Origin of the sequence: Pseudorhizobium endolithicum, assembly GCF_902153245.2 — a bacterium.
GTDB classification, from domain to species: domain Bacteria; phylum Pseudomonadota; class Alphaproteobacteria; order Rhizobiales; family Rhizobiaceae; genus Neorhizobium; species Neorhizobium endolithicum.
Genome location: NZ_CABFWF030000012.1, coordinates 499,419 through 523,822, shown reverse-complemented (window position 1 = coordinate 523,822; position 24,404 = coordinate 499,419). Strand labels below are relative to the sequence as shown.

General features: G+C 63.3%; 26 protein-coding genes. 10 read left to right on the top strand and 16 right to left on the bottom strand.

Annotation, left to right across the window (positions count from 1 at the left end; all coding sequences use genetic code 11):
- Positions 1-121: 121 nt before the first annotated feature.
- The 6 genes from RTCK_RS12405 to RTCK_RS12380 all read right to left on the bottom strand — a co-directional run bounded on the left by RTCK_RS12405 (position 122) and on the right by RTCK_RS12380 (position 5,644).
- Positions 122-1,240 (bottom strand): branched-chain amino acid ABC transporter substrate-binding protein, encoded by a 1,119-nt coding sequence (locus RTCK_RS12405; protein WP_142519930.1) that lies wholly within the window; start codon positions 1,238-1,240, stop codon positions 122-124.
- A 142-nt stretch (positions 1,241-1,382) separates the two neighbouring features.
- Positions 1,383-1,736, bottom strand: a complete 354-nt coding sequence (locus RTCK_RS12400) for a DUF6867 family protein (RefSeq protein WP_142519929.1) — start codon at positions 1,734-1,736, stop codon at positions 1,383-1,385.
- A 24-nt stretch (positions 1,737-1,760) separates the two neighbouring features.
- Positions 1,761-2,489: an ABC transporter ATP-binding protein gene (locus tag RTCK_RS12395; RefSeq protein WP_142519928.1), complete on the bottom strand. Its 729-nt coding sequence runs from the start codon at positions 2,487-2,489 to the stop codon at positions 1,761-1,763.
- Positions 2,489-3,352 carry an ABC transporter ATP-binding protein gene (locus RTCK_RS12390; RefSeq protein ID WP_142593011.1) on the bottom strand — a complete coding sequence of 288 codons (864 nt, stop codon included), beginning with the start codon at positions 3,350-3,352 and terminating at the stop codon, positions 2,489-2,491. Before RTCK_RS12390 ends, RTCK_RS12395 begins: the two co-directional genes overlap by 1 nt.
- The gene (gene livM / locus RTCK_RS12385; protein WP_142593010.1) at positions 3,352-4,740 is read right to left on the bottom strand and encodes a high-affinity branched-chain amino acid ABC transporter permease LivM; all 1,389 of its coding nucleotides are present in this window, start codon (positions 4,738-4,740) and stop codon (positions 3,352-3,354) included. Before livM ends, RTCK_RS12390 begins: the two co-directional genes overlap by 1 nt.
- Before the next feature lies 1 nt (position 4,741).
- Positions 4,742-5,644 (bottom strand): branched-chain amino acid ABC transporter permease, encoded by a 903-nt coding sequence (locus RTCK_RS12380; RefSeq protein ID WP_142519925.1) that lies wholly within the window; start codon positions 5,642-5,644, stop codon positions 4,742-4,744.
- A gap of 418 nt (positions 5,645-6,062) precedes the next feature.
- Between RTCK_RS12380 and RTCK_RS12375 the strand changes: the two genes are divergently transcribed.
- Complete coding sequence (locus tag RTCK_RS12375) at positions 6,063-7,088, top strand: DUF2793 domain-containing protein (RefSeq protein WP_142593009.1); 1,026 nt, start codon at positions 6,063-6,065, stop codon at positions 7,086-7,088.
- Here the strand turns inward: RTCK_RS12375 and RTCK_RS21230 are convergent.
- Positions 7,080-7,298 (bottom strand): hypothetical protein, encoded by a 219-nt coding sequence (locus tag RTCK_RS21230; RefSeq protein WP_408004535.1) that lies wholly within the window; start codon positions 7,296-7,298, stop codon positions 7,080-7,082. The two genes, RTCK_RS12375 and RTCK_RS21230, sit on opposite strands and share 9 nt — an antisense overlap.
- A gap of 144 nt (positions 7,299-7,442) precedes the next feature.
- Between RTCK_RS21230 and sciP the strand changes: the two genes are divergently transcribed.
- Together sciP and RTCK_RS12360 are read left to right on the top strand one after the other, a co-directional pair.
- The gene (sciP, locus tag RTCK_RS12365) at positions 7,443-7,718 is read left to right on the top strand and encodes a CtrA inhibitor SciP (RefSeq protein ID WP_018327815.1); all 276 of its coding nucleotides are present in this window, start codon (positions 7,443-7,445) and stop codon (positions 7,716-7,718) included.
- Between the two features lie 233 nt (positions 7,719-7,951).
- Positions 7,952-8,233, top strand: coding sequence for a GNAT family N-acetyltransferase (locus tag RTCK_RS12360; RefSeq protein WP_142593008.1), 282 nt, complete (start codon positions 7,952-7,954; stop codon positions 8,231-8,233).
- 95 nt (positions 8,234-8,328) lie between these two features.
- On the opposite strand, the gene RTCK_RS12355 is transcribed toward RTCK_RS12360, so the two are convergent.
- Positions 8,329-8,679 carry a flagellar export protein FliJ gene (locus tag RTCK_RS12355; RefSeq protein WP_142519922.1) on the bottom strand — a complete coding sequence of 117 codons (351 nt, stop codon included), beginning with the start codon at positions 8,677-8,679 and terminating at the stop codon, positions 8,329-8,331.
- A gap of 419 nt (positions 8,680-9,098) precedes the next feature.
- On the opposite strand from RTCK_RS12355, the gene ctrA reads away from it, so the two are divergent.
- Entirely contained in the window at positions 9,099-9,800 is a 702-nt protein-coding gene (gene ctrA, locus RTCK_RS12350; RefSeq protein ID WP_077549495.1) for a response regulator transcription factor CtrA, read from the top strand.
- 125 nt (positions 9,801-9,925) lie between these two features.
- Here ctrA and RTCK_RS12345 read toward each other — a convergent pair whose 3' ends face one another.
- Positions 9,926-10,288, bottom strand: coding sequence for a response regulator (locus RTCK_RS12345; protein ID WP_142519921.1), 363 nt, complete (start codon positions 10,286-10,288; stop codon positions 9,926-9,928).
- A gap of 112 nt (positions 10,289-10,400) precedes the next feature.
- Positions 10,401-11,048 (bottom strand): histidine phosphotransferase ChpT, encoded by a 648-nt coding sequence (gene chpT / locus RTCK_RS12340; protein ID WP_142593007.1) that lies wholly within the window; start codon positions 11,046-11,048, stop codon positions 10,401-10,403.
- 161 nt (positions 11,049-11,209) lie between these two features.
- Here chpT and RTCK_RS12335 point away from each other — a divergent pair, with 161 nt between their 5' ends.
- The gene (locus tag RTCK_RS12335) at positions 11,210-11,806 is read left to right on the top strand and encodes a DUF1134 domain-containing protein (RefSeq protein ID WP_235988689.1); all 597 of its coding nucleotides are present in this window, start codon (positions 11,210-11,212) and stop codon (positions 11,804-11,806) included.
- Between the two features lie 152 nt (positions 11,807-11,958).
- Entirely contained in the window at positions 11,959-13,173 is a 1,215-nt protein-coding gene (locus RTCK_RS12330; RefSeq protein ID WP_142593006.1) for a coiled-coil domain-containing protein, read from the top strand.
- A 19-nt stretch (positions 13,174-13,192) separates the two neighbouring features.
- Here the strand turns inward: RTCK_RS12330 and RTCK_RS12325 are convergent, their stop codons facing one another.
- Positions 13,193-14,026, bottom strand: a complete 834-nt coding sequence (locus RTCK_RS12325) for a TrmH family RNA methyltransferase (RefSeq protein ID WP_142593005.1) — start codon at positions 14,024-14,026, stop codon at positions 13,193-13,195.
- A gap of 2 nt (positions 14,027-14,028) precedes the next feature.
- Entirely contained in the window at positions 14,029-14,409 is a 381-nt protein-coding gene (locus RTCK_RS12320) for a hypothetical protein (RefSeq protein WP_142593004.1), read from the bottom strand.
- Between the two features lie 34 nt (positions 14,410-14,443).
- Here RTCK_RS12320 and RTCK_RS12315 point away from each other — a divergent pair, with 34 nt between their 5' ends.
- Together RTCK_RS12315 and rpoH are read left to right on the top strand one after the other, a co-directional pair.
- Positions 14,444-15,466, top strand: a complete 1,023-nt coding sequence (locus tag RTCK_RS12315; protein WP_142593003.1) for an RluA family pseudouridine synthase — start codon at positions 14,444-14,446, stop codon at positions 15,464-15,466.
- A 212-nt stretch (positions 15,467-15,678) separates the two neighbouring features.
- Complete coding sequence (gene rpoH, locus RTCK_RS12310) at positions 15,679-16,581, top strand: RNA polymerase sigma factor RpoH (protein ID WP_142519915.1); 903 nt, start codon at positions 15,679-15,681, stop codon at positions 16,579-16,581.
- Between the two features lie 63 nt (positions 16,582-16,644).
- Here the strand turns inward: rpoH and RTCK_RS12305 are convergent, their stop codons facing one another.
- Both RTCK_RS12305 and RTCK_RS12300 read right to left on the bottom strand, forming a co-directional pair.
- Positions 16,645-18,966 (bottom strand): hypothetical protein, encoded by a 2,322-nt coding sequence (locus RTCK_RS12305; RefSeq protein ID WP_142593002.1) that lies wholly within the window; start codon positions 18,964-18,966, stop codon positions 16,645-16,647.
- A 58-nt stretch (positions 18,967-19,024) separates the two neighbouring features.
- Positions 19,025-20,323 (bottom strand): adenylosuccinate synthase, encoded by a 1,299-nt coding sequence (locus tag RTCK_RS12300; RefSeq protein WP_142593001.1) that lies wholly within the window; start codon positions 20,321-20,323, stop codon positions 19,025-19,027.
- A gap of 185 nt (positions 20,324-20,508) precedes the next feature.
- Here RTCK_RS12300 and RTCK_RS12295 point away from each other — a divergent pair, with 185 nt between their 5' ends.
- Both RTCK_RS12295 and RTCK_RS12290 read left to right on the top strand, forming a co-directional pair.
- The gene (locus RTCK_RS12295) at positions 20,509-21,396 is read left to right on the top strand and encodes a DMT family transporter (RefSeq protein ID WP_142593000.1); all 888 of its coding nucleotides are present in this window, start codon (positions 20,509-20,511) and stop codon (positions 21,394-21,396) included.
- A gap of 78 nt (positions 21,397-21,474) precedes the next feature.
- On the top strand, positions 21,475-22,047 hold the full coding sequence (locus tag RTCK_RS12290) for a transglycosylase SLT domain-containing protein (protein WP_142519911.1): 573 nt from the start codon (positions 21,475-21,477) through the stop codon (positions 22,045-22,047).
- 51 nt (positions 22,048-22,098) lie between these two features.
- Here RTCK_RS12290 and RTCK_RS12285 read toward each other — a convergent pair whose 3' ends face one another.
- Together RTCK_RS12285 and RTCK_RS12280 are read right to left on the bottom strand one after the other, a co-directional pair.
- Positions 22,099-22,851, bottom strand: a complete 753-nt coding sequence (locus RTCK_RS12285; RefSeq protein WP_408004540.1) for an ABC transporter substrate-binding protein — start codon at positions 22,849-22,851, stop codon at positions 22,099-22,101.
- A gap of 102 nt (positions 22,852-22,953) precedes the next feature.
- Entirely contained in the window at positions 22,954-24,381 is a 1,428-nt protein-coding gene (locus RTCK_RS12280; RefSeq protein ID WP_142592999.1) for an aldehyde dehydrogenase family protein, read from the bottom strand.
- Between the last annotated feature and the right edge of the window lie 23 nt (positions 24,382-24,404).

The window sequence follows — 24,404 nt, the reverse complement described above, 5'->3', positions numbered from 1 at the left end:
CAAGCAGATCGAAATCCCAAAAACACACAAAACAAAACCCGCCGAAAAATCGACGGGTTTGTCAGCGGTCTGAGGGCCCGGCTTTCGCCAGGCCCTCCGAATATCGCCTTTCGGCGGACGATCAGTCTTCCTTCTGGAAGTAGCTGAAGTTGCCGTCTTCGCCTTTCCTCCACTCGTACATGACATAGCCCGGAAGCTTCGGGTCGCCCTTCTCGTCGAAGCCCATGTCGCCGAGGGCGGTGGGGAAGGTGTTGGCCTTCATTGCTTCAGCGATGGCTTCCGGTTCATTGGAGCCGGCGGCCTTGGCTGCACCTGCGATTACCTGCATGGCGGCATAGGAGTAGAGCGTGTAGGCTTCCGGCTCGAAGCCCGAGGCCCGGAACTTCTCGACCAGTTCCTTGTTCTGCGGCGCAAGACGCGGGTCGGGGCCGAAGGTGTTGAGCGTGCCTTCTACGGCGTCGCCGGCGATCGAAGCCAATTCGTTGGAGACGATGCCGTCACCGGATACGAGCGTGGCGTCGAGGCCCTGGTCGGCTGCCTGGCGGATGATCAGGCCGGCTTCCGTGTGAAGGCCACCCCAGTAGATGATCGAAACGCCGGCTTCCTTCATCTTGGCGATGAGGGCGGAGAAGTCCTTGTCGCCGGTGTTGACGCCTTCGCGGATGACTTCGGTCACGCCGGCCGCGTTCATCGCTTTCTTGGTTTCTTCGGCGAGACCCTGACCATACGGGGTCTTGTCGTCGATGATGGCGATCTTGGCGTCCTTGAACTTTTCGGCAAGGTAGGCACCCGCGATCGAGCCCTGCTGGTCGTCACGACCGCAAGTACGGAAGGTGTTCCACAGGCCGCGCTCAGTAAAGGTCGGGTTGGTGGAAGCCGGCGAAATCTGCAGGATGCCGTTTTCAGCATAGACTTCCGAAGCCGGGATCGAGACGCCGGAGTTGAAGTGGCCGACCACGAACTTCACACCGTCGGCAACGAACTTGTTCGCAACCGAAATACCCTGCTTCGGGTCAGAGACGTCGTCGCCGAGGACAATGCGAACCTGTTCGCCGTTGAGGCCGCCAGCCGCATTGATCTCTGCAGCCGCCTGCTCAGCACCCCTCTGCAACTGCGCACCGAAGACAGCATTCGGGCCCGTGAAGGGACCGCCGACGCCGACCAGAATGTCAGCCCAAGCGCTGCCGCCAAACGCGACAACAGCTGTCAGCGCAACGGCGGAAAGAAGAGACTTCTTCATCATGTTACTCCCAGTTTTTATAAGCGGGTTGGGTTACGAAAGCCTGCACGATACCCACCATTATCGCGCCGGAAACTGTTCCACTCTAAGGTCTTGTCACGGTTGAACCTTTGCCCAATCTGAGGCCAGTTTTCCGCGACTGTCAATCTTTCTTCTTCCATGAGAAAGCTGAGGTCTGGTCGTAGAGCCAGTAGTAGTTATGCACCATCTGGCGCGTGCGCCGCATCCGGAATCCGATGGTGGAGAACACCAGCAGGATCACGACGTCGATCGCGTAGAAGAACGGGCTGATGAACGGTCCCTGGAACAGGGCATAGTGGAGAAACCGCATCACTACGCCCAGTAGGAGGGTGTAGACCACCACGGTCGGGTAGTTGTCCCAGCCTTCAGCGACCGCCTTTCCGGTCCGCCACGCTGTCCAGAAGCCGATCAGCATGACGAGAGCGCGCAGAACGTAGCGAACGCCCGTATCCGTTTCGAAGAACAAACCTTGCATTTCAACTTCTCCCTGCCGCGCCGATCAATGCCGGCCCCCCTCGAGGTAGGCGGCGCGCACTTCAGGATTGGTGAGCAGTTCCCTGCCGGTGCCCGCCATGGTGACCTTGCCGTTGACCATAACATAGGCGCGGTGGGACAGCTTGAGGGCGGCAAACGCGTTCTGCTCCACGAGGAAGACCGTCAGCCCCTCCTCCTCATTGAGCTTCTTGATCGCGTCGAAGATGCCCTTGACGATCAGCGGCGCCAGACCGAGGGACGGCTCGTCGAGCAGGAGAAGTTTCGGCCGCGCCATCAGCGCGCGCCCGATCGACAGCATCTGCTGCTCCCCGCCCGACAGCGTGCCGCCTCGCTGGCTCTGCCGCTCCTTCAGCCGCGGGAAGAGCGTGAAGATCTTCTCCACGTCCTCGTTGAAATATTTGAGGTTGTCGAGACCCGCACCCATCTGCAGGTTTTCGTAGACGGTCATCCGCGGGAAGATGCGCCGGCCTTCGGGCGACTGGGCGATCCGGCGCCGCGCGATCAGATGCGTCGGCTGCCGGGTGATGTCTTCGCCGTCGAAGATGATCGAGCCGTGGCGCGCCTGCGGGCTGCCGCAGATCGTCATCATCAGCGTCGACTTGCCCGCACCGTTGGCGCCGATCAGACTGACGATCTCGCCACGATCGACATGGACATCGACGCCGTCGAGGGCGCGGATATTGCCGTAGAAGGTCTGGACACCCTGCACCTTCAGAAGGGGTTCACCGGACATCAGATCCTCCCCTCGTCGAGCTGTTCTTCGATCTGTTCAACTTCGTCATCCTCGACACCGAGATAGGCAGCGATCACCTTCGGGTCGTTCTTCACGTGGTCCGGCGTGCCGTCGGAAATCTTCTGGCCGTATTCGAGCACCACGACATGGTCGGAAATCTCCATGACGACGGACATGTCGTGCTCGATCAGCAGGATCGAGACGCCTTCGTCACGGATGGAATGCAGCAGCGTGTTGAGCGCGGCGGATTCACGCGGGTTCAGGCCGGCGGCCGGCTCGTCCAGGCACAGAAGCTCCGGCCCGGTGCACATGGCGCGAGCGATCTCCAGCCGGCGCTGTGCGCCATACGGGAGGTCCCCGGCGGGATCGTCGGCGCGCTCCGTCAGATCCGCCTTGTCCAGCCAATATTTCGCCTTCTCGATCGCGGCCGCTGACGCCCTGCGGTAGGCCGGCAGTCCGAGGAGCCCGAGGATCGTGTAGCCAGAGGCCTTCATCAGCGCATTGTGCTGCGCCACGAGAAGGTTCTCCAGCACGGTCAGGCCGGAAAACAGCCGAATGTTCTGGAAGGTCCGCGAGACCTTGGCCACCTTGGTGATCTCGAAGTCGCGAAGCCGCTCCAGCAGGTAGCGCTCGCCGCTCTTCTGCGTCAGGGTGATCATGCCCATGGTCGGCTTGTAGAAGCCGGTGATGCAGTTGAAGACCGTGGTCTTGCCCGCCCCGTTCGGCCCGATCAGCGCAGTGATCTCGCCGCGCTTCGCCTCGAAGGAGAAGTCGTTGATGGCCATCAGGCCGCCGAACTTCATCGAGAGGTGTTCGACCTTCAGGATCGTATCGTTGCTCATGCTGTTGTTTCCGAGGGTCATCAGCCGTGGCCCTCCTTGGTGAAGCTGCCGGATACCGCCTTGCGCTGCTTCAGGAAGGCCGTGGGCTCGCGCGAGCCCACGAAGCCGCGCGGCTTGAACACCATGACGATGATCATCGCCAGGCCGAACAGCAGCATGCGGTACAGTTCCGGGGTGAAGTCCGGGCCGAAGACGTGCTTCAGGAACTCCATCTCGCGCAGAAGCTCCGTGCCGCCCACCATGACCACGGCCGCGATGGCGATGCCGGTCAGCGACCCCATCCCGCCGAGAACGACGATCGCGAGGATGACGGCCGACTCCAGGAACACGAAGCTTTCCGGCGATACGAAACCCTGGCGGGTGGCGAAGAAGGCCCCAGCAAAGCCGCCGAACATGGCCCCGATCGCGAACGCGGTCAGCTTCGTGGTGACGGTGTTGATGCCGAGCGAGCGGCAGGCGATCTCGTCTTCGCGCAGGGCCTCCCAGGCGCGCCCGATCGGCATGCGGCGCAGCTTGATGGTCACATAGGCCGTCAGCATGCAGAGCGCGAGGATCAGGTAGAACAAGAAGATCTTGTAGTAGGCGGAGGACATGGAGAGTCCCCACGCCTTGGTGAAATTGTTCGGCGCCCCGACATCGAAGCTCCAGATGCCGAAGAAGGAGGCCTTGGGAATGCCCGAGATGCCGAACGTGCCCTTGGTGACGTCCGTCCAGTTGATCAGCACCAGGCGGATGATCTCGCCGAAGGCGAGCGTGACGATGGCAAGGTAGTCACCACGAAGGCGCAGAACCGGGAAGCCGAGGATGATGCCCCAGAAGGCGGCAAGGATGCCGGCGAGCGGAAGCAGCAGCCAGAAGGACAGGCCGAAATGCTCCGACAGCAGCGCGTAGGAATAGGCGCCGACCGCATAGAAAGCGACATAACCAAGATCGAGCAGGCCCGCGAGGCCGACAACGATGTTCAGACCCCAGGCCAGCATGACGTAGATGAGGATCTGGATGCCGAAATTGTCGACATACTTGAGCGATCCCTGGGTGCCGGCCAGCATCACCGATGCAATCGGATAGACCAGTAGCGCCACCAGTGCGATCTTGAGGAAGTGCTTGTGGAAGAAGCCTTTCTCCTCGGAGATCTCGAGCACGCCGGACTTCGCCTTGGCGAGCTTCCGGCGATCGAGATGAGGCTTGATGAAGGCAACCACGGCAAAGCGGCTGACCGCGGCGATGACCACGAAGGTGGCCAGCAGGCCCCAACGGGTCCGCCAGACCAGTTGGTTGTTGATGTTCTGGTAGGTCTCGATGCCGACATAGAGGAGAAAGAGGCCGAAAGCCATTGCGCCCGCAAAGAGCGCTTCCTTCACTGCCTTGCCCATGACGCCGGTATTTTCGGAAACGGAAGCCTGGGACATGTCACACCTTTTCCACTTCCGGACGACCCAGGATACCGGTCGGCTTGAAGATCAGCACGAAGGCCAGCAGCGCGAAGGTCGCGACGTCCTTGTAGGCGATCGTGAAGTAGGCCGACCACAGCGATTCGATCAGGCCGATCAGCAATCCGCCGAGCACCGCACCGGGAAGCGAGCCGATGCCGCCGAGGACCGCTGCCGTGAACGCCTTGACGCCGGGAATGAAGCCGTCGTTGAACGAGGCAACCCCGTAATACATCAGGTACATCGTTCCCGCGACGGCAGCGAGCGCCGCGCCCATGACGAAGGTGACGGAAATCGTGCGGTCCACATCGACGCCGAGCAGGGCCGCCATCTTGCGGTCCTGCTCCGTCGCCCGCTGGGCGCGCCCGAGCGGCGTCTTGTTGACGATGTACCAGAAGATCGTCAGCAACACGGCGGTGACCGCGATGATGATGATCTGCTTGAGCGAGATGGTGATCGCGCCGAAATGGTAGACGTCGGTCACGAGCGCGGGGATCGGCTTGTTGCGCGGTCCCTGTGTCACCTGAATGAAGTTCGACAGCACGATCGACATGCCGATCGCCGTGATCAGCGGCGCCAGCCGGAACGAGCCGCGCAGCGGCCGGTAGGCGACGCGCTCGATCGTCCAGTTCCACAGGCTGGTCATCAGCATCGCGACGATCAGCATCGCCAGCAGCGCCAGCGCCACCGGTATGCCGGCGAAGAACGATGTCAGGATAAGGAAGACGATGAGGGCGGCGAAGCCGCCGAGCATGAAAATGTCACCATGGGCGAAGTTGATCATCCCGATGATGCCGTAAACCATCGTATAGCCGATCGCGATGAGGCCATAGATCGATCCAAGAGTCAGCCCGTTGGCGAGCTGCTGGATAAAGTACTCCATCAATTTTTCCCCTGGATGCGGTCCCCGTCGGCCGCATCTTCTCTATTCCGGACCCGGGAAGTCTTCCGGGCTTCGGCGCGCATCCAATACCGTTTTCGGGATAAATGTGAAGACAAAAAGCCGAGAACGTGGCGAAATCCTTCGGGTTCTCAACAATATGCTCATCGAAAAGGCGGCTTTTCCAAAAACTAAGCGCCGAAAGCACAAATTTGCTCCTTCCTTAGGGAAGTTGGAACATCGTGCTGCCATCCCGGCGCAAGACGCAACGGACAAACCGCTCGGCCCGGTCTTCGGGACCGGATCGTCAGGGGCATGTTTTCGGGCCCCGGCCCGTATCAAAACAGCGGCTTAGCGGCTCCGGCATCCCCCTCCGCACTCAGCCTCCTAGACTGAAGCTCCCGCAACGGAGCGCACGACCATGGCCGACACCACCCCCAAGCTCAACCTGCCGTTCATCCTTCCCGCCCAGGCACAGAAGCATGTCACCCACAACGAGGCGCTGCTTGCCTTGGACACCCTGGTCCAGCTGACGATCGCCGGAGAACTGACCGGGCCGCCGCAGACGCCTGCGGAGGGAGAGGCATTTCTGGTCGGCTGGCCGGCCACCGGCGAATGGGCCGGAAAGGAAGGGATGGTCGCCAGCCTGCAGGATGGCAGCTGGAGCTTCCACCGGCCGACAATCGGCTGCCGGGCCTGGTTCACCGGCAGTTCCGAGATGAAGGTATTGGCGGAAGACGGATGGCGTTCGGTCCTGCCCGACCATGGGCTTTTCGAAACGGTCGGGATCAATGCCCAGGGCGATGCGACCAACCGGCTGGCCCTCTCCTCGCCCGCCTCGCTCTTCAACCACGCGGGCGGCGGCCACCAGCTCAAGATCAACAAGGAGAGCGCCGCCGACACGGCTTCCCTCCTATTTCAGACGGGCTTCACAGGACGGGCCGAAATCGGCCTCGCCGGCAGCGACGCCCTATCGATCAAGGTGAGCGACGGCATCACGTGGAGGACCGGCCTGTCCCTCGACGCGGCGGGCCGCGTTTTCCGCCCCCATCAGCCGGTGATGCGGGCCTATCGGACGGGAACGACGATGTCGCCTCCCGACGGGCAGTTCAGCGGCTTCACCGCCTTCGGCATCAACCAGGGGGGCTTCAGCCTGGGGACAGCCGCTCCCGCTGGCGGCAATAGTATCGTCGTGCCGGCCGCCGGTCTGTACCTTGCCTGCCTCCAGATCCGCGTTTCAGCCTCGTCGGGACATATCGCGACACTGATGGTCAACGGCGCGCAGACCGCGCTGGAACTTGCCGGCCCCGCCGGCAGTTCCGGCACACAGACTGTCACCGGCGTCATCGAGCTCTCGGCTGACGACGACCTGACGCTTCGTCACGACGGCACAGCCGAACTCTCGCTGGTCGGCGGAGGGACGCAGCTGTCGCTGGTTTTACTCTAGGAGCTGCAGGTTGCCGACCTCATCCGTCTCGACGGCTCCTGCCCCTTCCACTACGCCGGGGCCACCGAGACGGCTGGCAAGGCCCGCGCCCGCACTGCCTGCGATCTCTACTATATCCAGCATTTCTCGATCCTCCTCGACCTCAGGATCATGATCGGCACGCTGCTCAACGAGCTGCGCGGCGGCAAGGGCTTCTGAAGCCCTTCCCATCCGGCCAGCCCCCTCCGCGATCGATCCGGAGGTTTTTCGCGCGGCCGGAGATTTTTGGAACAAATGCTTCGCCACATTTAGGTAAATGTTAAAACTGCGGGTCTAGGCTCCCCTCCGTGGTCTTGTGTTTGTGTAGAGAGTCCCATGACCGAAATGATACGCCCCCGAGTGAAATATGTTATCGGCCCCGATGGCAGTCCCTTGACGATTGCCGACCTGCCGCCGGCGAACACCCGCCGCTGGGTCATTCGCCGCAAGGCCGAGGTGGTCGCTGCAGTTCGGGGTGGACTGCTGAGCCTCGAGGAGGCCTGCGAGCGCTATACGCTGACGGTCGAGGAATTCCTTTCCTGGCAGTCCTCCATCAACGATCACGGCCTGGCAGGACTGCGCACGACGCGCATCCAGCAGTATCGGCACTAGGCCCGACCTTTCCATCTGCTATTCCTGAGGCGCCGCCGGCAGACCACACCGCGGCGCTTTTCGGCATTTAAGATCCGCCGCCATGGCGGAAGGGCGGCATTCGCCGGCTGCCCCCCGCCGCTCGCCACTGCTCCCCTGTCCTCCGTTCCCCTTCGCCCCACCTGGCGCCGCTTGGCCCCACTTGGCCCCACTCCGCGGATGCTTTAGCTTCTGCCGCGGAAACGGAGGCTCGGATGAATATCGTACATGAGGAAGGCAGATCGGGCGGACGCTACGTGGCGTCGGTCGAGGGGCACGAGGCAGAGATGACCTATTCGCGCACATCGCCCCGGCTGATCATCATCGACCATACCGGGGTGCCGGATGCCTTGCGCGGCCAGGGCGTCGGCCAGGCGCTTGCGGCGCACGCGGTGGAGGAAGCCCGCCGGAGCAACTGGAAGATCATACCGCTCTGCCCCTTCTTCAAGGCGCAGGCGGCGCGCCACACCGATTGGCGCGACGTCATCAGCGGGTAAACTACCCCCTCTTCCGGAGGGGCGCCGCTTCGCCAGACGTCAAGGCCGCGCGGCCTGTCGGCGCGCGGCATCGGCTTCAGGCAGATTATCGGACCTCAGGCGCGGGCCCGCATCGCGCCGTCGCGTTCTTCCAGTGCGGCCGCCTTGGCATGTTCCGCCTGGGCTTCCTCCAGCGCCAGTTCCGCCGCCTCCTGCTGCACCCTCAGTTCCCGGATCGAGACCTGCAGGTTGTCAGCGCGCTGGCGGGCAGCCTTCGCAAAGGTCGGATAGGCGAAATGGACGGGATCCGAAATGCCCGACTTCTTTTCTTCCAGACCGATCTGGTACTCGAGTTCCTTCGCCATTCGCTCAAATTCCGCCATCATCATCTGCAGTTGCTGCAACTGGCGGCGTTTTTCGTTGACCTGAAACTCCTTCAGGCGAACTAGGCTGTCACGCGACTTCATACGCAATACTCCGTGGGTGCGGCGAACCCGCCTGTAACCGGATTGATACACCCCCGATTAAAAAATCTCGGCGGCGTTAATCCAAATTCCTTCCGCGTTAACCTTTCGTTTACGGGCATCATTAACAATAAGGCCGATCATTTAAGGGTCGGTAAATGCCGAGGCCGAAATTGGCGCGACAATGTGAGAGTCGCATGAATCACTTAGCGGATTTTCCTCAACCGGTGATTCAAGTCAGGCGATGGCCAATCCTCAAGCGAAATCAGACGGGTGCTACCAGTGTTTAATAGTTCCGATACACCTTGCCAGGATGAATCAGAATTTGTTAACCATTTGCTGGCAGCTTCCAAATCAGGCACTGTCTGGATCCGTATCGCGTAGGGGGCACGGACTACCTAGCGGCGGCAAAGGGGAAAAACATGCGGGTTCTACTCATCGAAGATGACAGCGCGACAGCGCAGAGCATCGAACTGATGCTGAAATCGGAAAGCTTCAACGTCTACACGACCGATCTCGGCGAGGAGGGCGTCGATCTCGGCAAGCTGTACGACTACGACATCATCCTTCTCGACCTGAACCTTCCCGACATGTCGGGTTACGAGGTTCTCCGGACGCTGCGCCTTTCCAAGGTCAAGACGCCCATCCTCATCCTTTCCGGCATGGCCGGCATCGAGGACAAGGTCCGCGGTCTCGGCTTCGGCGCCGACGACTACATGACCAAGCCCTTCCACAAGGACGAACTGGTCGCCCGCATCCACGCCATCGTCCGCCGCTCCAAGGGCCATGCGCAGTCGATCATCATCACCGGCGAACTGATCGTGAACCTGGACGCCAAGACCGTCGAAGTCGGTGGCCAGCGGGTTCACCTGACGGGCAAGGAATACCAGATGCTGGAGCTTCTCTCGCTCCGCAAGGGCACCACCCTCACCAAGGAAATGTTCCTCAACCACCTCTACGGCGGAATGGACGAGCCGGAACTGAAGATCATCGACGTCTTCATCTGCAAGCTGCGCAAGAAGCTTGCCAACGCCGCAGGCGGCGCGAACTACATCGAAACGGTCTGGGGCCGCGGCTACGTGTTGCGCGAACCGGAAGGCAACGAATACGCGGAAATCGCCTGACAAGGTCTGGACGCCTCCCTTGCAACGCCCGCGCCTGCCGCGGGCGTTTTTCGTTTTGGACGCCCGAAGACCAGGCACCCGTCGTCCTCTCGAGAAAGCAGCGGCGGCTTAGGAGAATGGGGGCGTCAGGCCGCGACAGACAGTCCGGCAAAGACGGAGGTCAGGATCTTCCGGTCGAAGGGCTTCAGGAGGAAATCGTTGGCACCGGCCCGCTTGCCCAGCATCATCTTCTTGAGGTCGGCTTCGATCACGCAATAGAAGATGCGGACCGATTTTCCGTTCGGCAGGCCGCGAACCGTCTGGATCAGGTCGAGGGCGCCTTCCAGGCCTGCGTCGACGATCATGAAGGCTGGCAGTTCCGTTTGGCAGCGGCTGATCGCCTCCTGGCTGCTCGCCGCCTCGACGACGAGAAACCCGAGCTCGGACAGGATGCGCTTGCCGACCTTGCGAACGACATCCGAACCGTCGGCAATCATCAAGCGCTGCATCGTCCACTCCCTGACAACGGCCCCGCCCGGAAGGGGGAGCCGACCGCCAGCTTATGGCGATGCCGCTAAGGAATGGTTACCGGCGTCTCGAAAGCGGTCAGGTGAAAGCGGGTCAGCCGACGGCCGGCTCCGCGATGAAGACGATCTTGTCCTCGGAGACGATGTGCTTGAGGTCCATGCCGCATTCCTCCGCCAGCAGCACCGTGTAGTAGGGCTGGATCGAATGTGCATCGATCGCCTCTTCCAGCGTGCCGGAGCAGATCTCCACGAACTTGGCCGGCACGCGCATCATCCGTCCCTTGATGGTGATGATGAACTTCGCGTCGAACTCCGGGTTTTCAAGCGTCACGTCGATGGAGCCGCCGCGCGGAATGCCGCCATAGGCGACGAGGAACAGGTTGAGGAGAAGCTTGACCCGGTTCTTGGCGATGATCGCCCGCGGCCCGCTCCAGGTCACTTCCGTCTTCTTTTCCGCCGCCGCGAAATCCTTGGCCGCCTTTTCGGCCTCGCCGGTATCGATCGAGGCGCCGACCGAGCCGGAAGCGCCGAAGGCAAGGCGGGCGAACTTCAGGCGCACCGCGGCATTCAGTGCGGAAGTGCGGATCAGGTCCAGCGCGTCGGCATCGGACGCCCCTTCGTCGAGGAGCTCCAGTCCGTTATTGATGGCGCCGACCGGCGAGATCACGTCATGGCAGACGCGGCTGCACAGGAGCGCCGCAAGATCTGGCCCGTCGAGGGTGAGATTCGGATTCTTGGGCATGTCATTCTCCTGATGCTGACCACGCCGCCACTGATGCCCCTGCAAGATTGCGCGAACATGGCGTGTTCCCGGCCATAAAGACAACATATTTGGTAAACCGATTGTTAAGGCGATATATCCAATATGGAAAACTGCACCCGTACCGAATGAATAAGACGGACCTGATGATGCGCTTGACCGACACTTCTCCCCTCGCCCGCCTCGCCGCGACGACGCTGACCGTGCTGTTGCTCGGAATTGTCGTCGCCGCCCGCCCGGCCGGGGCGCAGAGCAGCAGCCAGTACACCGCCCAGGAAATCGTCGACGCCGGGCACAGTTTCTTCGGTAACACCAGCGGCGGCCTTGCGAAAGTGGTCGAGAAGGCTTTCGAGCAATACGGCCTGCCGAACGGCTACATCCTCGGCCAGGAAGGCTCCGGCGCCTTCATCGCGGGCCTCACCTACGGAGAGGGTGAACTCTACACCAAGAATGCCGGCCAGCATCCGGTGTTCTGGCAAGGCCCCTCCCTCGGCATCGACTATGGCGGCCAGGGGTCGCGCGCCATGATGCTGGTCTACGACCTGCCGTCGATCGACAGCCTGTATGCCCGCTTCGGCGGTGTTTCGGGCTCGGCCTTCGTCGTCGCGGGCGTCGGCATGACGGTCATGCGCAATAACGACGTCGTTCTGGTGCCGATCCGCACGGGAGTCGGCGCCCGTCTCGGCATCAATGTCGGCTATCTGAAGCTGACCCGCTCCCCCACCTGGAACCCTTTCTGATCCCGCCGATTATTCCCCGATCTGATATTGGGGAATTGTTCGATGAACCTGACGCGTCTGGCCCGGACCGGCTCTGCTTGCAGCGGCCCGGCGGTTGTGCTTAAACACGGGCCGATCCCCACACCCAACCCAGCCAGCGAGACGGCCAGATCGTGATCCAGTTCGCTCTCCTCTTCGGCCTGGGCTTTCTTTCCGCCGCCCTCCTGGCCATGCTGATCGCTCCCGCCGTGCATGGACGGATCGTCCGCTACACCGAAAACCGGATCAAGGCGACGCTGCCCATCAGCCCGCAGGAAGTCCGCGCCCAGCGTGACATTGCGCGTGCCGTCTATGCGGCCGAGAACGCCAAGACCAAGCAGGAACTGGTGCAGGAGCGGGACCAGGCGCTCGCCCTGAAGCTCCGCTACGAGAACCTTGCCGAAGAGGCGCGTCGCCTGCAGTCGGAGAACCACGACCTGCAGATGCAGATCAACGACATGGACGTGGAAGCCGCCGACCTCCGCTCGCGCCTGCGTCAGGAAGACAGTTACATCCAGCAACTGAAGGCAGCGGTCGAGGCAGCCGAAGAGGCCGACGCGGCCAAGGGAATTCTGATCGAGGAACTCGAACGGCGGCTCTCGAAGCTTTCCAACGACCTCGACAACCTGCGCATCGACCTGTCGGCGCGCGATACGGAGATCGAGAACCTGAAGTTCCGCATCGGCTCGCTCCGGGACGAGCGCGAGACGCTGCGCAACGACATCAAGCTCCAGACCACGCGGGCCAAGGATGCGGAAGCACGCCTGGCGCAGGAAGAGCACCGGGCGCTGCGCCTCGAGGACAAGCTGGCCCGCGAGATCGCGCAGCGCGCCGACAAGGAGAACGCGCTGGAGCGGCGGCTTCAGGAGATCGATCGCCTGAAGGAAAAACTGAAGGCGGCCAACGCCGGGGCACGGGAGGTCGCCCGCGGCGCAAGGAAGGCAGGTCAGGTCTCTCCCATCCGTCCGGAAGACAAGGATGCAAAGGCCCGGCCGAACACGGAGGCAACGCCGCTGTCCGCCGACGATACCGCCGGGCCGGTTGCCGTGTCCGAGATCATCGCCGCCTCGCCGGAACTCTCGGCAATGGCCGACGAGGCCCACAATCGTGCACGGGCGCTCTCCGAGCGCCTGCTGAAGGCGAAGACCGCCGCCAACGACGAGGCCCTTCGTGACGAACTGGCTTCCATCGCGGCAACGATGGTTGCCCTGACGGCCAAGGCGGAAGGTCGCGATTCTCCCATCCACGCAATGCTCGCCGGCAAGGCGTCCACGGAGACGGACGGCCGGCAAAGCCTCGCAGCCCGTGCGAGAGCGATCATCGATACGCCCCAGGAGCCTGTCACCTAGCGGGTCGCCACCGAACGGGTCATAGGCGCCCCTGTGCCGTCGCCATCTCGTAGAGTGCGATGCCCGTTGCCGTCGCCGCATTGAGGCTGTCCAGCCCCGGTGCCTGGGCGACGCGCGCTGTCCTGAACCGGCGCAGCACCTCCTCCGGCAGGCCCGTCCCCTCCGTGCCCGTTACCAGGGCCATGCGCGCGGCAGGCGGGATGGAGCGGATCTCCGTCGATCCCGACGGAGAAAGCGCCCACACATCATGGCCGGTCTCGGCAAGGTCCCTCAGATTGCTCTCGATCGTCCCGCCTCGGGCATAGGGCACCGTGAGCACCGCGCCGACGGAGACGCGCAAGGCCTTCCGGTAGAGCGGGTCGCAGCAGGTCTCGTCGAGCAGGACCGCATCCGCGCCGAAGGCGGCGGCGTTGCGGAAGATCGAGCCGATATTGTCGTGGTTTGCGATGCCGCAGGCAGCGACGACGAGCGAACGCTCCGGCAGCCTCGCCAGGAGCTCTGATGCGCTCTGCCGCCGCAGGCGATGTCCCAGGGCAAGGACGCCCCGGTGCAGGTGGAATCCCGCAACCGCGTCGAGGACCGCGGCCGATGCCACGTAGACCGGCACGTCGGCGGGGAAGCCCGCCAGTTCCTCGGCAAGCCCGGCCACCCGGTTTTCCAGGAGCAGTATCTTCTCCGCGGCGAAAGTCCCGCCACGGGCATGTGCTGCGGCGAGCATCCTGAGGACCACCGTCCCTTCCGCGATGAACCGGTTGTCGCGGCCGGTCAGGTCCCGCTCGCGGATGTTGCGGAACTCGACGATCCGCGGATCGTCCGGATCGCCGATGCGGGCGATGCTCTCGGACCCGGACACGTTCAGGGAGCGGTGCCGACCGTCACGTCGACGACCAGCCGGCCAAGCGAGAGATCGTAGACCAGCGCCTTCTGCTGTCCCGCGATCGTTCCGTAGAATAGGATCTGTGCCCCGGAGAGGGAGACGGACCCGACCTCGAAGCCGGCCGGCAGGTTGACTGCCGAAGCAAGCGGCTGATCCGATGGTACGGAGAAGCCGGACCAGGCGACGGGAGCCTGATCCGGGCGCTGCGAGACCTTGTAGACAACCGCGGCGAGGACCGCCATAAAGCAGACGAACAGAATGCCGCCCGAAACGAGTTGCAGCAGCACCATCTTCCGGCGGATCCTTTCCATCGCCGGATCAAGCGGTTCTTCCTGTTCCTCGGGATCAGGATGGGCCATTGCTGAACGTCCTCGCTGCTTTCGGATACCGTGAATGAACGACCCCTTTAAACAAGCCGACGCATCAAGGAAAGTGCTGGTTGCCGACGATGGTGCGGAAGGCCGCATGGACGCCTGGTTGACGGCGGAACTGGCGGGCGAGTTTTCGCGCAGCCGCATCAAGTCGCTGATCGAACAGGGTGCGGTTTCACTCAAGGGCGTCGTCTGCCGGGAGCCTAAGAAGAAGATAGCTCCCGGCGACCTCGTGGAGATCGATCTTCCAGAGCCGGAGGACCCGGAGCCGAAGGGCGAGGACATCCCTCTCGATGTGCTCTACGAGGATGCCGACGTCATCGTTATCGCCAAGCCGGCAGGCCTGGTCGTCCATCCCGGCGCCGGCAACTGGACCGGAACGCTCGTCAATGCGCTGATCCACCATTGCGGCGCAAGCCTTTCCGGCATCGGCGGCGTCCGCCGTCCCGGCATCGTCCACCGGCTCGACAAGGATACGAGCGGGGTCATGGTCGCGGCGAAGAACGACATCGCCCACCGCCATCTTGCCGACCAGTTCGCCGATCACGGCCGCACCGGTCCGCTGGAACGTGCCTACCGGGCGGTCGTCTGGGGACGGCCGCAGCAGTTGCACGGCACGATCGATGCGCCGCTGGGCCGCTCGGGCGACCGCACGAAACGGGCCGTGAAGCGCGAAGACGCCGACGATGCCCGCGAAGCGGTGACGCATTACGAGGTGGTCGAACGCTTCCACGAGAAGCCGGACGCCACCGCCCTCGCCTCCCTCGTCGAGTGCCAGCTTGAAACCGGCCGCACCCATCAGATTCGCGTCCACATGGCCCATATCGGCTGCCCGTTGATCGGAGATCCCGACTACAGCGCCGGCTTCCGCACCAAGGCGAACCTCCTGCCGGAGCCGGCGAAGGCCGCTGTGAACGCGTTCCACCGTCAGGCGCTGCACGCCTTCCTGCTGGCGTTCGAGCATCCCCGCACCGGCGAGGTGCTCGAGTTCGAGGCGCCGATGCCGGACGACATGCGGGAACTGGTGGAGGCGTTGCGCGGTTAGACGAGGGTCAAAAGGCGACTTCGAACATTACGAAGATGTAATGAAATAACATTCAAGTGATCGCCCCACGTCGCTTGAATCACGGTTCCGCCGCACTTATCTGTCACTTGGGTCGGTGTGGGATCGGAAATGATCCGCGCCGTTTGGCTCGCCTCAGCGCCTGTCGCTCGTGAAGAGGGAGCCAGGAGAAATAGATCAGAAGGGGGTGCTTTATGGCCCGCAATACACTGCCGTCCATCACGGCCGGCGAAGCCGGTCTCAACCGCTATCTCGATGAAATCCGCAAGTTCCCGATGCTGGAGCCGCAGCAGGAATATATGCTTGCCAAGCGGTATGCTGAACACGGCGATACCGACGCCGCCCACAAGCTCGTCACCAGCCATCTGCGACTCGTTGCGAAGATCGCCATGGGCTATCGCGGCTACGGGCTCCCGATCGGCGAGGTCGTCTCCGAAGGCAATGTCGGCCTGATGCAGGCCGTCAAGAAGTTCGACCCGGAGCGCGGCTTCCGCCTTGCAACCTATGCCATGTGGTGGATCAAGGCCTCGATCCAGGAATATATCCTGCGCTCGTGGTCGCTCGTGAAGATGGGCACCACCGCCAATCAGAAGCGCCTGTTCTTCAACCTGCGCCGGCTGAAGGGCCGCATCCAGGCCATCGAAGAAGGCGACCTGAAGCCCGAGCAGGTGACGGAGATCGCCACCAAGCTGAACGTGTCCGAGGAGGAGGTCATCTCGATGAACCGCCGCCTCTCCGGCGACGCCTCCCTGAACGCGCCGATCCGCGCGACGGAGGGCGAGTCCGGCCAGTGGCAGGACTGGCTCGTCGACGAGAACGACAGCCAGGAAGAGGTGCTGATCGAGCAGGACGAGCTGGAAACCCGCCGCCGCATGCTCGCGAAGGCGATGGACGTGCTGAACGATCGCGAGCGCCGGATCTTCCAGGCCCGCCGGCTTGCCGACGATCCGATCACGCTCGAAGAGCTCTCCTCCGAGTTCGACATCAGCCGCGAACGTGTCCGGCAGATCGAAGTGCGCGCCTTCGAGAAGGTGCAGGAGGCGGTCCAGAAGGAAGCGCTGGCCCAGGCCAACGCGCTTCGCGTGGTCGACGCCTGATCGGCTCGATGGCGATAGGCATGACGAAAGAGGCCGGCGGAGCGATCCGCCGGCCTCTTGTCTTTACTGGCCAGTCGGCGCGGGCGGAGTGCCGCCGCCTGCCGTGCCCCATTCGCGGATTGCATCGTTGAAGGCCTGGGTTCCCGCCTCGCCCTTCTGGAGCGTCAGCAAGGCGCGCCGCCCGTTGCGGTAGGCAAGCGGGATGTCGATCCAGTTCCGCGACCGCAGCAGCTCGATATTGGTGGCCCGCGCATCCGGGAAGTCGTTCAGAGCGATCATGTGGAAGTCGTCGGTGATCTTCGCCGGTACGGCGATCAGGGCGTCGCCCCGATCCTGCTCCGTCTGCTTCATCGCGATCCGCTGGACGCTGTCGATCGCCCCACCTTCAAATCCGGGCGGAACGGCGAAGACGATCTCCACCAGATGGCTCGCCGGCAGGGAAGCGTCGGTATTCCGCTTGAAGGTCAGCAGCGCCGTCAGCCCGCGCCCGGGCACGTTGATCCGCCCCTGCACCACCGGTTCCTGCGCACCGTTCTCCCCTGCCTCCCGCTGGAGCGACCAGGAGACGGCGCCCTCGATTGCCGTGGGTGCCGTCTGGCCGAGACGCTCTTCGTAGAGGAACATCTTCTCCCCCGAAAGCGCCGCCGCATCCGCCGGCGTGGCGGAGGGCTCCGCCTGTGCCGCTTCGGCCGGCGCTGCTTCCGATGGCGTGGCAGGGGGCGCGTTCAGTTGGGCGACCGACTGTCCCTCGCCTGTCGCAGCAGTCGCAGCCGGGCCTTCGTCGACTTCGGTGCCGTCCGGCAGCAGCCGCTGGGTGAACTTGGCATCGGCGGCGGCGCCGTCCTCGCCGGCAGGTGCCGCGGTCTCTACGGCCGGAGCCTCGCTCCCGGCAGGCGGAGTTTCCTCCGTGGCCGGCGGCTCGGCGTCGGCAACCTCTTCCTCGGGGGCCGGTTCCTCGGTGGTTGCAGCCGGCTCGGAAGTGCCGACGATCTGCGTGATCGAGTCCCTGTTGATCCACAGCGCATATCCGCCCGCGCCAACGATCAGAAGCCCGATCAGTGCCAGGATGGGAGCGGCATAATTGCGCTTCTTCGGCGCGACGCGATAGCTGCGCGGCGGCGGCGGCACCATATCGCCGTCGTCGTCCACGGCCGCGGACGCTGCGCCGTTCTCCGCAGGCAACGCATCGCGGTTATAGCCGATCAGCTCTTCCAGGTCGTTCCACGGATCATTGTCCTTGGCCGACTGCCCGGTGGATTTTTCGTCTTGGCTGCGAAGCGCGTCGTCGAACTCGTTCGCGGGATCGGAAGCGTAGCGCTCGATCGGGAGTTCCGGCAGATCGCTGACGGGCGGCATGCGGACCGTGTCCGCCTCCGCATGGGTCTGCTCGTGGAAATGCGCCTCGACCACGCCGGGCTGCGACTCGGTATAGGGAATTTCCGAAGTCTCCGGCGATAGGGCCGCCCGTTCCGGAACCTCCTGCCACGCGTTGTTCGCAGTATCCGCAACCGGTTCTTCGGGAGGCCAGGTCCATCCGTCGGCAGCAGCCGGCGAGGTCCCGGCAGCGGCAGCGTGGTCGTCAACCGGCCATGCCTGCGGCTCGTTCCCCTGTATCTCGGAATCGCCGACCCTATCATCAGGCCCGGAGAAAGGATCCGCCTCCGGCTCGGCTTGACCCGGCTCCGGCAATGGCTCCCAGGTGTCGGATTCAGGCCAGGTGGCGATCCGGTCGGATGCGATGGCCGCCGTCTGCAGCGGCTCGCCGCCGTCGATCGTATGGTCGGAGGAAACCTCTTCATAGACCGGCTCATCGCCCTCATGCGTACGCGGCGGCCACTCCGACTCTGCATCATGCGACGGCCACTCGGGCTCGACGCGCTGAGGCTCTTCGACCGGTTGCTCTTCGTAGACAGGAGCTTCGACACCGGCTTCGCCCGCCGGAGCATAGTAATTGGAATGCTCCTCCTGCGGCAGGCTTGCGGTCTCCTCCGGATAGGCCGGCGCCTCTTCCGATGGAATGGCCGATGCCTGTTCCTGGGGCCACTCCGCTTCGACGGGCTCGCTCGGCTGTGCCTCTTCCGGAACCGCAGCCTCGGGCTCGGGCGCTGGTTCGCCATATGGCGGCGGGACAGGTGCGGCAACCGGTGCTTCGGCGACGTCATCCGCGGGAAGCGCCTCCGCGTGCTCGGCCTCGACCGACAGGATAGCAGCCTCGAGCTTGTCCATCTGCCGACGGATGAGCTCTTCGGACGGCGTCGGCTTCATGTTCTCGAGTTGCCGCCGAACGGCGCCACGCGCCTTGTCGTACACCTTCGTGCGCATGTCGGGCGTGTTGTTCGCCAGCCCGTCAACGGCACGGCGGATAACCGCAACAAAATCTGCCATCAGAACTTTCTCATGATCGTGGATCGTTCGGCGATTGATAATTAATCAGTCGTGAACACTAGTCCTCAAACGGATCGGTCACAAGTATCGTGTCGTCCCGCTCCGGGCTCGTTGAAAGTAGGGCGACCGGAGCTCCGATCAACTCCTCCACCTGGCGGACATACTTGATAGCCTGCGCGGGCAGATCCGCCCATTTCCGGGCGCCGACCGTCGACTCCTTCCAGCCTTCCAGCGAGATGTAGACCGGCTCCACACGCGCCTGCGCGGCCTGGCTCGCCGGCAGGTGGTCGATATCCTGCCCATCGAGCTTATAGCCGACGCAGATCTTCAACTCGTCCAGTCCGTCGAGGACGTCGAGCTTGGTCAGCGCAATGCCGGTGATTCCGTTTGTCGCCACCGACTGGCGGACGAGCGCGGCGTCGAACCAGCCGCAGCGACGCTTGCGGCCCGTGACGGTGCCGAATTCGTGGCCTTTCTCACCGAGAAACTGGCCGATCTCGTCGTGAAGCTCGGTCGGGAACGGTCCTTCGCCGACGCGGGTCGTATAAGCCTTGGTGATGCCGAGAATGTAGCCGAGCGCGCCTGGCCCCATGCCCGAACCGGCGGCCGCCTGTCCGGCCACGGTGTTGGAGGACGTCACGAAGGGATAGGTGCCGTGGTCGATGTCGAGCAGCGAGCCCTGCGCGCCTTCGAAGAGAATGCGGGCGCCCTTGCGGCGCTCCTTGTCGAGCAGCAGCCAGACCGTCTCGCGGAAAGGCAGGACGCGCTCCGCGACCGAGGTCAGTTCCTCCATGATCGCCTCATGGGAAACCTCCGGCGCGCCGAGGCCGCGGCGGATGGCATTGTGGTGCGTCAGGATGCGGTCGACCTTGCCCGCGAGCGTGTCGAGATCGGCGAGGTCCATCACCCGGATGGCCCGACGTCCGACCTTGTCCTCGTAGGCCGGACCGATGCCGCGGCGGGTCGTGCCGATCTTCGTGCCGCTGTTGGAGGCGGCGTCCTCGCGCATGCCGTCGAGCTCCCGGTGCAGCGAGAGGATGAGGGTCGCATTGTCGGCAATGCGCAAGTTGTCCGGCGTGATCGTTACGCCCTGCTTCGCCAGCTTGTCGATCTCGGCGATCAGCGCATGGGGGTCGACGACAACGCCGTTGCCGATGACCGCCATCTTGCCGGGACGCACGACGCCCGAAGGCAAGAGCGACAGCTTGTAGCTTACGCCGTCGATGACCAGCGTATGGCCGGCATTGTGTCCGCCCTGGAAACGCACGACGATGTCGGCGCGCTCCGAAAGCCAGTCCACAATCTTGCCCTTGCCCTCGTCGCCCCACTGGGAACCGACCACCACGACGTTCGTCATCTTTTGCTTTCCTGTTTCCGCGCAAGCCCTTGCGCCAACTCAAACCGGCGCATCTATAAAGCCTTGATCCGAGGAATGCGATCTGTTTGTGCCACGAAAAGAGGTTTTTACGTGACAAAACCCGGGGCGACGGTCTATCTGCGACCGTCCTCGCCGGCGCTCCCCGCTCTCCGATGGAGATGATCTTGCAGAAAACCGCCTATCTGTGTCTCGTGATCGCAACGCTGTCATGGGGCGGCAACGCCGTTGCCGGAAAGCTCGCGCTTGGCCATGTCAGCCCGATGATGCTGACCTTCTGGCGCTGGGCGTTTGCCGTGGCGATCATCTTCGCGATTTCCGTGCCGCAGCTGAGGAAGGACTGGCCGATCGTCCGCAAGCGCCTGCCGATCCTGATCTTCTACGGCATCATCGGCTACACCACCTTCAACGCGGTGCTCTACACGGCCCTGAAATACACGACGGCCATCAATGTCGCGATCGAGCAGGCGGGCATTCCGATGCTCATCTTCCTCATCAACTTCGCCCTCTTCAGGACGCGGGTATCGCTCGCCCAGATCTTCGGCTTTTCCCTGACCCTCGTCGGCGTGGCATTGACGGCGTCCCATGGAAACCTCGCCTCGCTCCTGAACCTGACCGTCAACTTCGGCGACGCCCTGATGCTCATCGCCGTCGTCGCCTATGCCGTCTATACGGTGTCGCTGCGGTGGAAGCCGGTCGTCGACTGGCGCACCCTGATGGCAATCCCGGCCCTGTTCGCACTGCTGACGACCGTACCGCTGGTTCTCTGGGAATATTCCGGCGATGCCGCTATCTGGCCCGACACCCGCGGCTGGGTGATCGTTCTCTATACGGCCGTCTTCGCATCCCTGCTGGCCCAGGTACTCTACATCAAGGGCGTGGAAGGCATAGGCCCCAATCGCGCCAGCTTGTTCATCAACCTCATCCCCGTCTTCGGCACGCTCCTGTCGGTCGCGATCATCGGCGAGGATCTACAGTTCTTCCACGTGGCGGCACTCGTCCTGGCACTGGGCGGCATCGCAATCGCGGAAAAAGGAAAACCCGCCTCTCAGTAAGGGAGAGGTGTCGCGCGCTCGCTAAACCTTTCCTTAAATTTTACGCGTCATTAATCTTCCGAAACGAGAGGTTAAGCGATGCGTATTGCGTTCTCCATCGCGCTCCTGTTGCTGCTCTCGGCCTGCGCATCTGCTCCGGAACGGATCAACAACGCCTGCGCAGTGTTCGAGCAGAAGGACGGGCTGTTCAACAACTGGTCGCGAGAGGCGAGGAAGGTCGAACGCGAGTTCGGCGTCCCGGTCCCCGTGCTGATGGCGACGATCTACACGGAGTCGGGATTCAAGGCGCACGCGCGCCCACCGAGGACCAAGCTGCTCGGCTTCATTCCGTGGAAACGCCAGTCCTCCGCCTATGGCTATGCGCAGGCGCTGGACGGCACGTGGCTCGAGTACCAGCGTGCGACCGGGCGCTGGTCGGCCCGCCGCAGCGATTTCGGCGACGCGATCCACTTCGTAGGCTGGTACCACAACCGCAGCAGCGTCAAGAACGGCATACCGCGCAACGATACCTACAATCTCTACCTTGCCTACTATTCCGGTCATGCCGGCTATTCGCGCGGAAACTTCACGCCGACGGCGAGAAAGGCGGCGCAGCGTTCGGCGGGGATTGCGCAGAAATACGAAGCGCAGCTACGCTCCTGCGGCTACTGACGCAAAGGCCGCCGGGCGTGCCCGGCGGCTTTCAGCATTGCGGGATCGGGATCAGTAGATGTCGAACGGGAAATAGTTCGCGACGATCTTGCCGTAGGTGCCGTTGGCGACAATCGCATCGATCGCCTTGTTGAAGCGCTCCTTGAGTTCGTCTTCACCCTTGCGGATGCCGATGCCGGCCTCGGTTTCCGTGCCCGGCACGTCTCCCACCATCGCGCAGCAATCCTTGCCGTCGCCGTTCAGCCAGTCGACAACGACGAACTTGTCGGAAATCAGCGCGTCGATACGGCCGTTCTGCAGGTCGGCTGCCGCTTCTTCCTGGGTCGGGTAGAGCTTCACCTCGATCCCCGCCTTCTCGTAGACGTCGGTCGCGTAATTGGCCTGCGTGGTGGAGGCCTGCGCACCGACCACCTTGTCTTTCAGGTCCTCGACGGAAACCCCCTTCACCTCGCCATCCTTCGGTGCGATCACGGAAAGAGGCGTCGTATAGTACTTGTTGGTGAAGTCGATCTGCTGCTTGCGCTCCTCCGTGATGCTCATCGAGGCGATGATGGCGTCGTACTTGTTCGCCATAAGGCCGGGAATGATCCCGTCCCAGTCCTGTGCGACGATGGTGCACTTCGCCTTCATCTCCTCGCAGAGCGCATTGGCGATGTCGACGTCGAAACCCTTCAGCGACCCGTCCGTGTCCGTATAGTTGAAGGGCGGATAGGCGCCCTCCGTCGCGATCCGGATCTCCGCGTCCTGCGCCATGGCGAAGGAGGTGAAGGCGGCGGTCATTGCGAAGATTGTCGATGCTAGCAGCGTTTTCATGTGTCGGATCCTCTCTGGCGGCCATGGGGCCTCGAGCAGCTTAGAGGAACCGGTGCCGTTCTGGAAAGAGGCAGCGGGACCATGCCGCAGCCCTCATTCTCCGTAGCCGGCGATGCCCTTGATCTCGAGGAAGTCGTGAATGCCCCAATCGGCATATTCACGGCCGTTACCCGACTGCTTGTAGCCGCCGAACGGTGCGTGGGTGTCCCAATCCGGATAGTTGAGATAGACCGAGCCGGCGCGCAGGCGTGCGGCAAGATTGCGGGCGCGCTCGATATCCGTCGACTGCACGTAGGCCGCCAGGCCGTAGACGGTGTCGTTGGCGATAGCGATCGCCTCCTCCTCGCCGTGATAGGGCAGGATCGACAGGACCGGCCCGAAGATTTCCTCGCGGGCGATGGTCATATCATTGGAGACATTGCCGAAGACGGTGGGCCGCACGTAGTAGCCCCGGTTGGGCCCCTCCGGACGTCCGGGCCCGCCGGTCACCAGCGTCGCACCCTCTTCGATACCCGTTTCGATCAGCCGCTGGATCTTGTCGAACTGCTGCCCGCTGACGACGGGACCGAGATCTGTACCGGGCGCCTGCGGATCGCCGACCTTCAGGTTCTCTGCCGCCGCCTTGGCGATCCTCAGCGCCTCTTCATGGCGATCGCCCGGCACCAGCATGCGCGTTGGCGCATCGCAGGACTGGCCGGAATTGCCGAAGCACGAGAGGACGCCTTCAGACACGGCATGCTCGAAATCGGCATCCGGCAGGATGATGTTGGCAGACTTGCCGCCGAGTTCCTGGGCCACGCGCTTGACCGTATCGGCAGCCGTCTTCGCCACGATGATCCCCGCGCGGGTGGAGCCTGTGAACGACACCATGTCCACGTCGGGATGGCCTGCCATCACCTGCCCCACGTCCGGCCCGGTCCCGTTCACGAGGTTGAAGACGCCGGCCGGCGTGCCGGCAGCTTCCATGATTTCGGCGAAGATGATGCCGCTGACCGGCGCGATCTCGGACGGTTTCAGGACCATGGTGCAGCCGGCGGCGATCGCCGGGGCCACCTTGCAGACGATCTGGTTGAGCGGCCAGTTCCACGGCGTGATGAGCGCACAGACGCCGATCGGCTCGCGCACCACCATGGTCGTGCCGCGACGTTCGGTGAAGACGAAATCCTCCAGCGCCTCGATCGTCGCGACCAGATGCGCCTTGCCCGCCGCCGCCTGGCTGTCGCGGGCGAACGTGATCGGCGCACCCATTTCCCGGCTTACGGCCTCGGCAATCTCCTCGTAACGTCTCTCGTATTCGGAAAGGATACGGCGGAGCAGCGCCAGCCGATCCTGCTTCGGCCAGACGGAGAAGGCGGGAAACGCTGCCTTCGCCGCGGCTACCGCCCGCTCCACATCTTCGGCGGAACCGAGCGCGATCCGGGTGAAAGCCTCTTCCGTGGACGGATCGATGACGTCGACGGCGACCGGGATGGCAGGCTCTACCCAGCGGCCGTCGATGAAGAATTGCAGGTGATGGTCCATGGGAGGGCTCCGGCTGCGGAGGA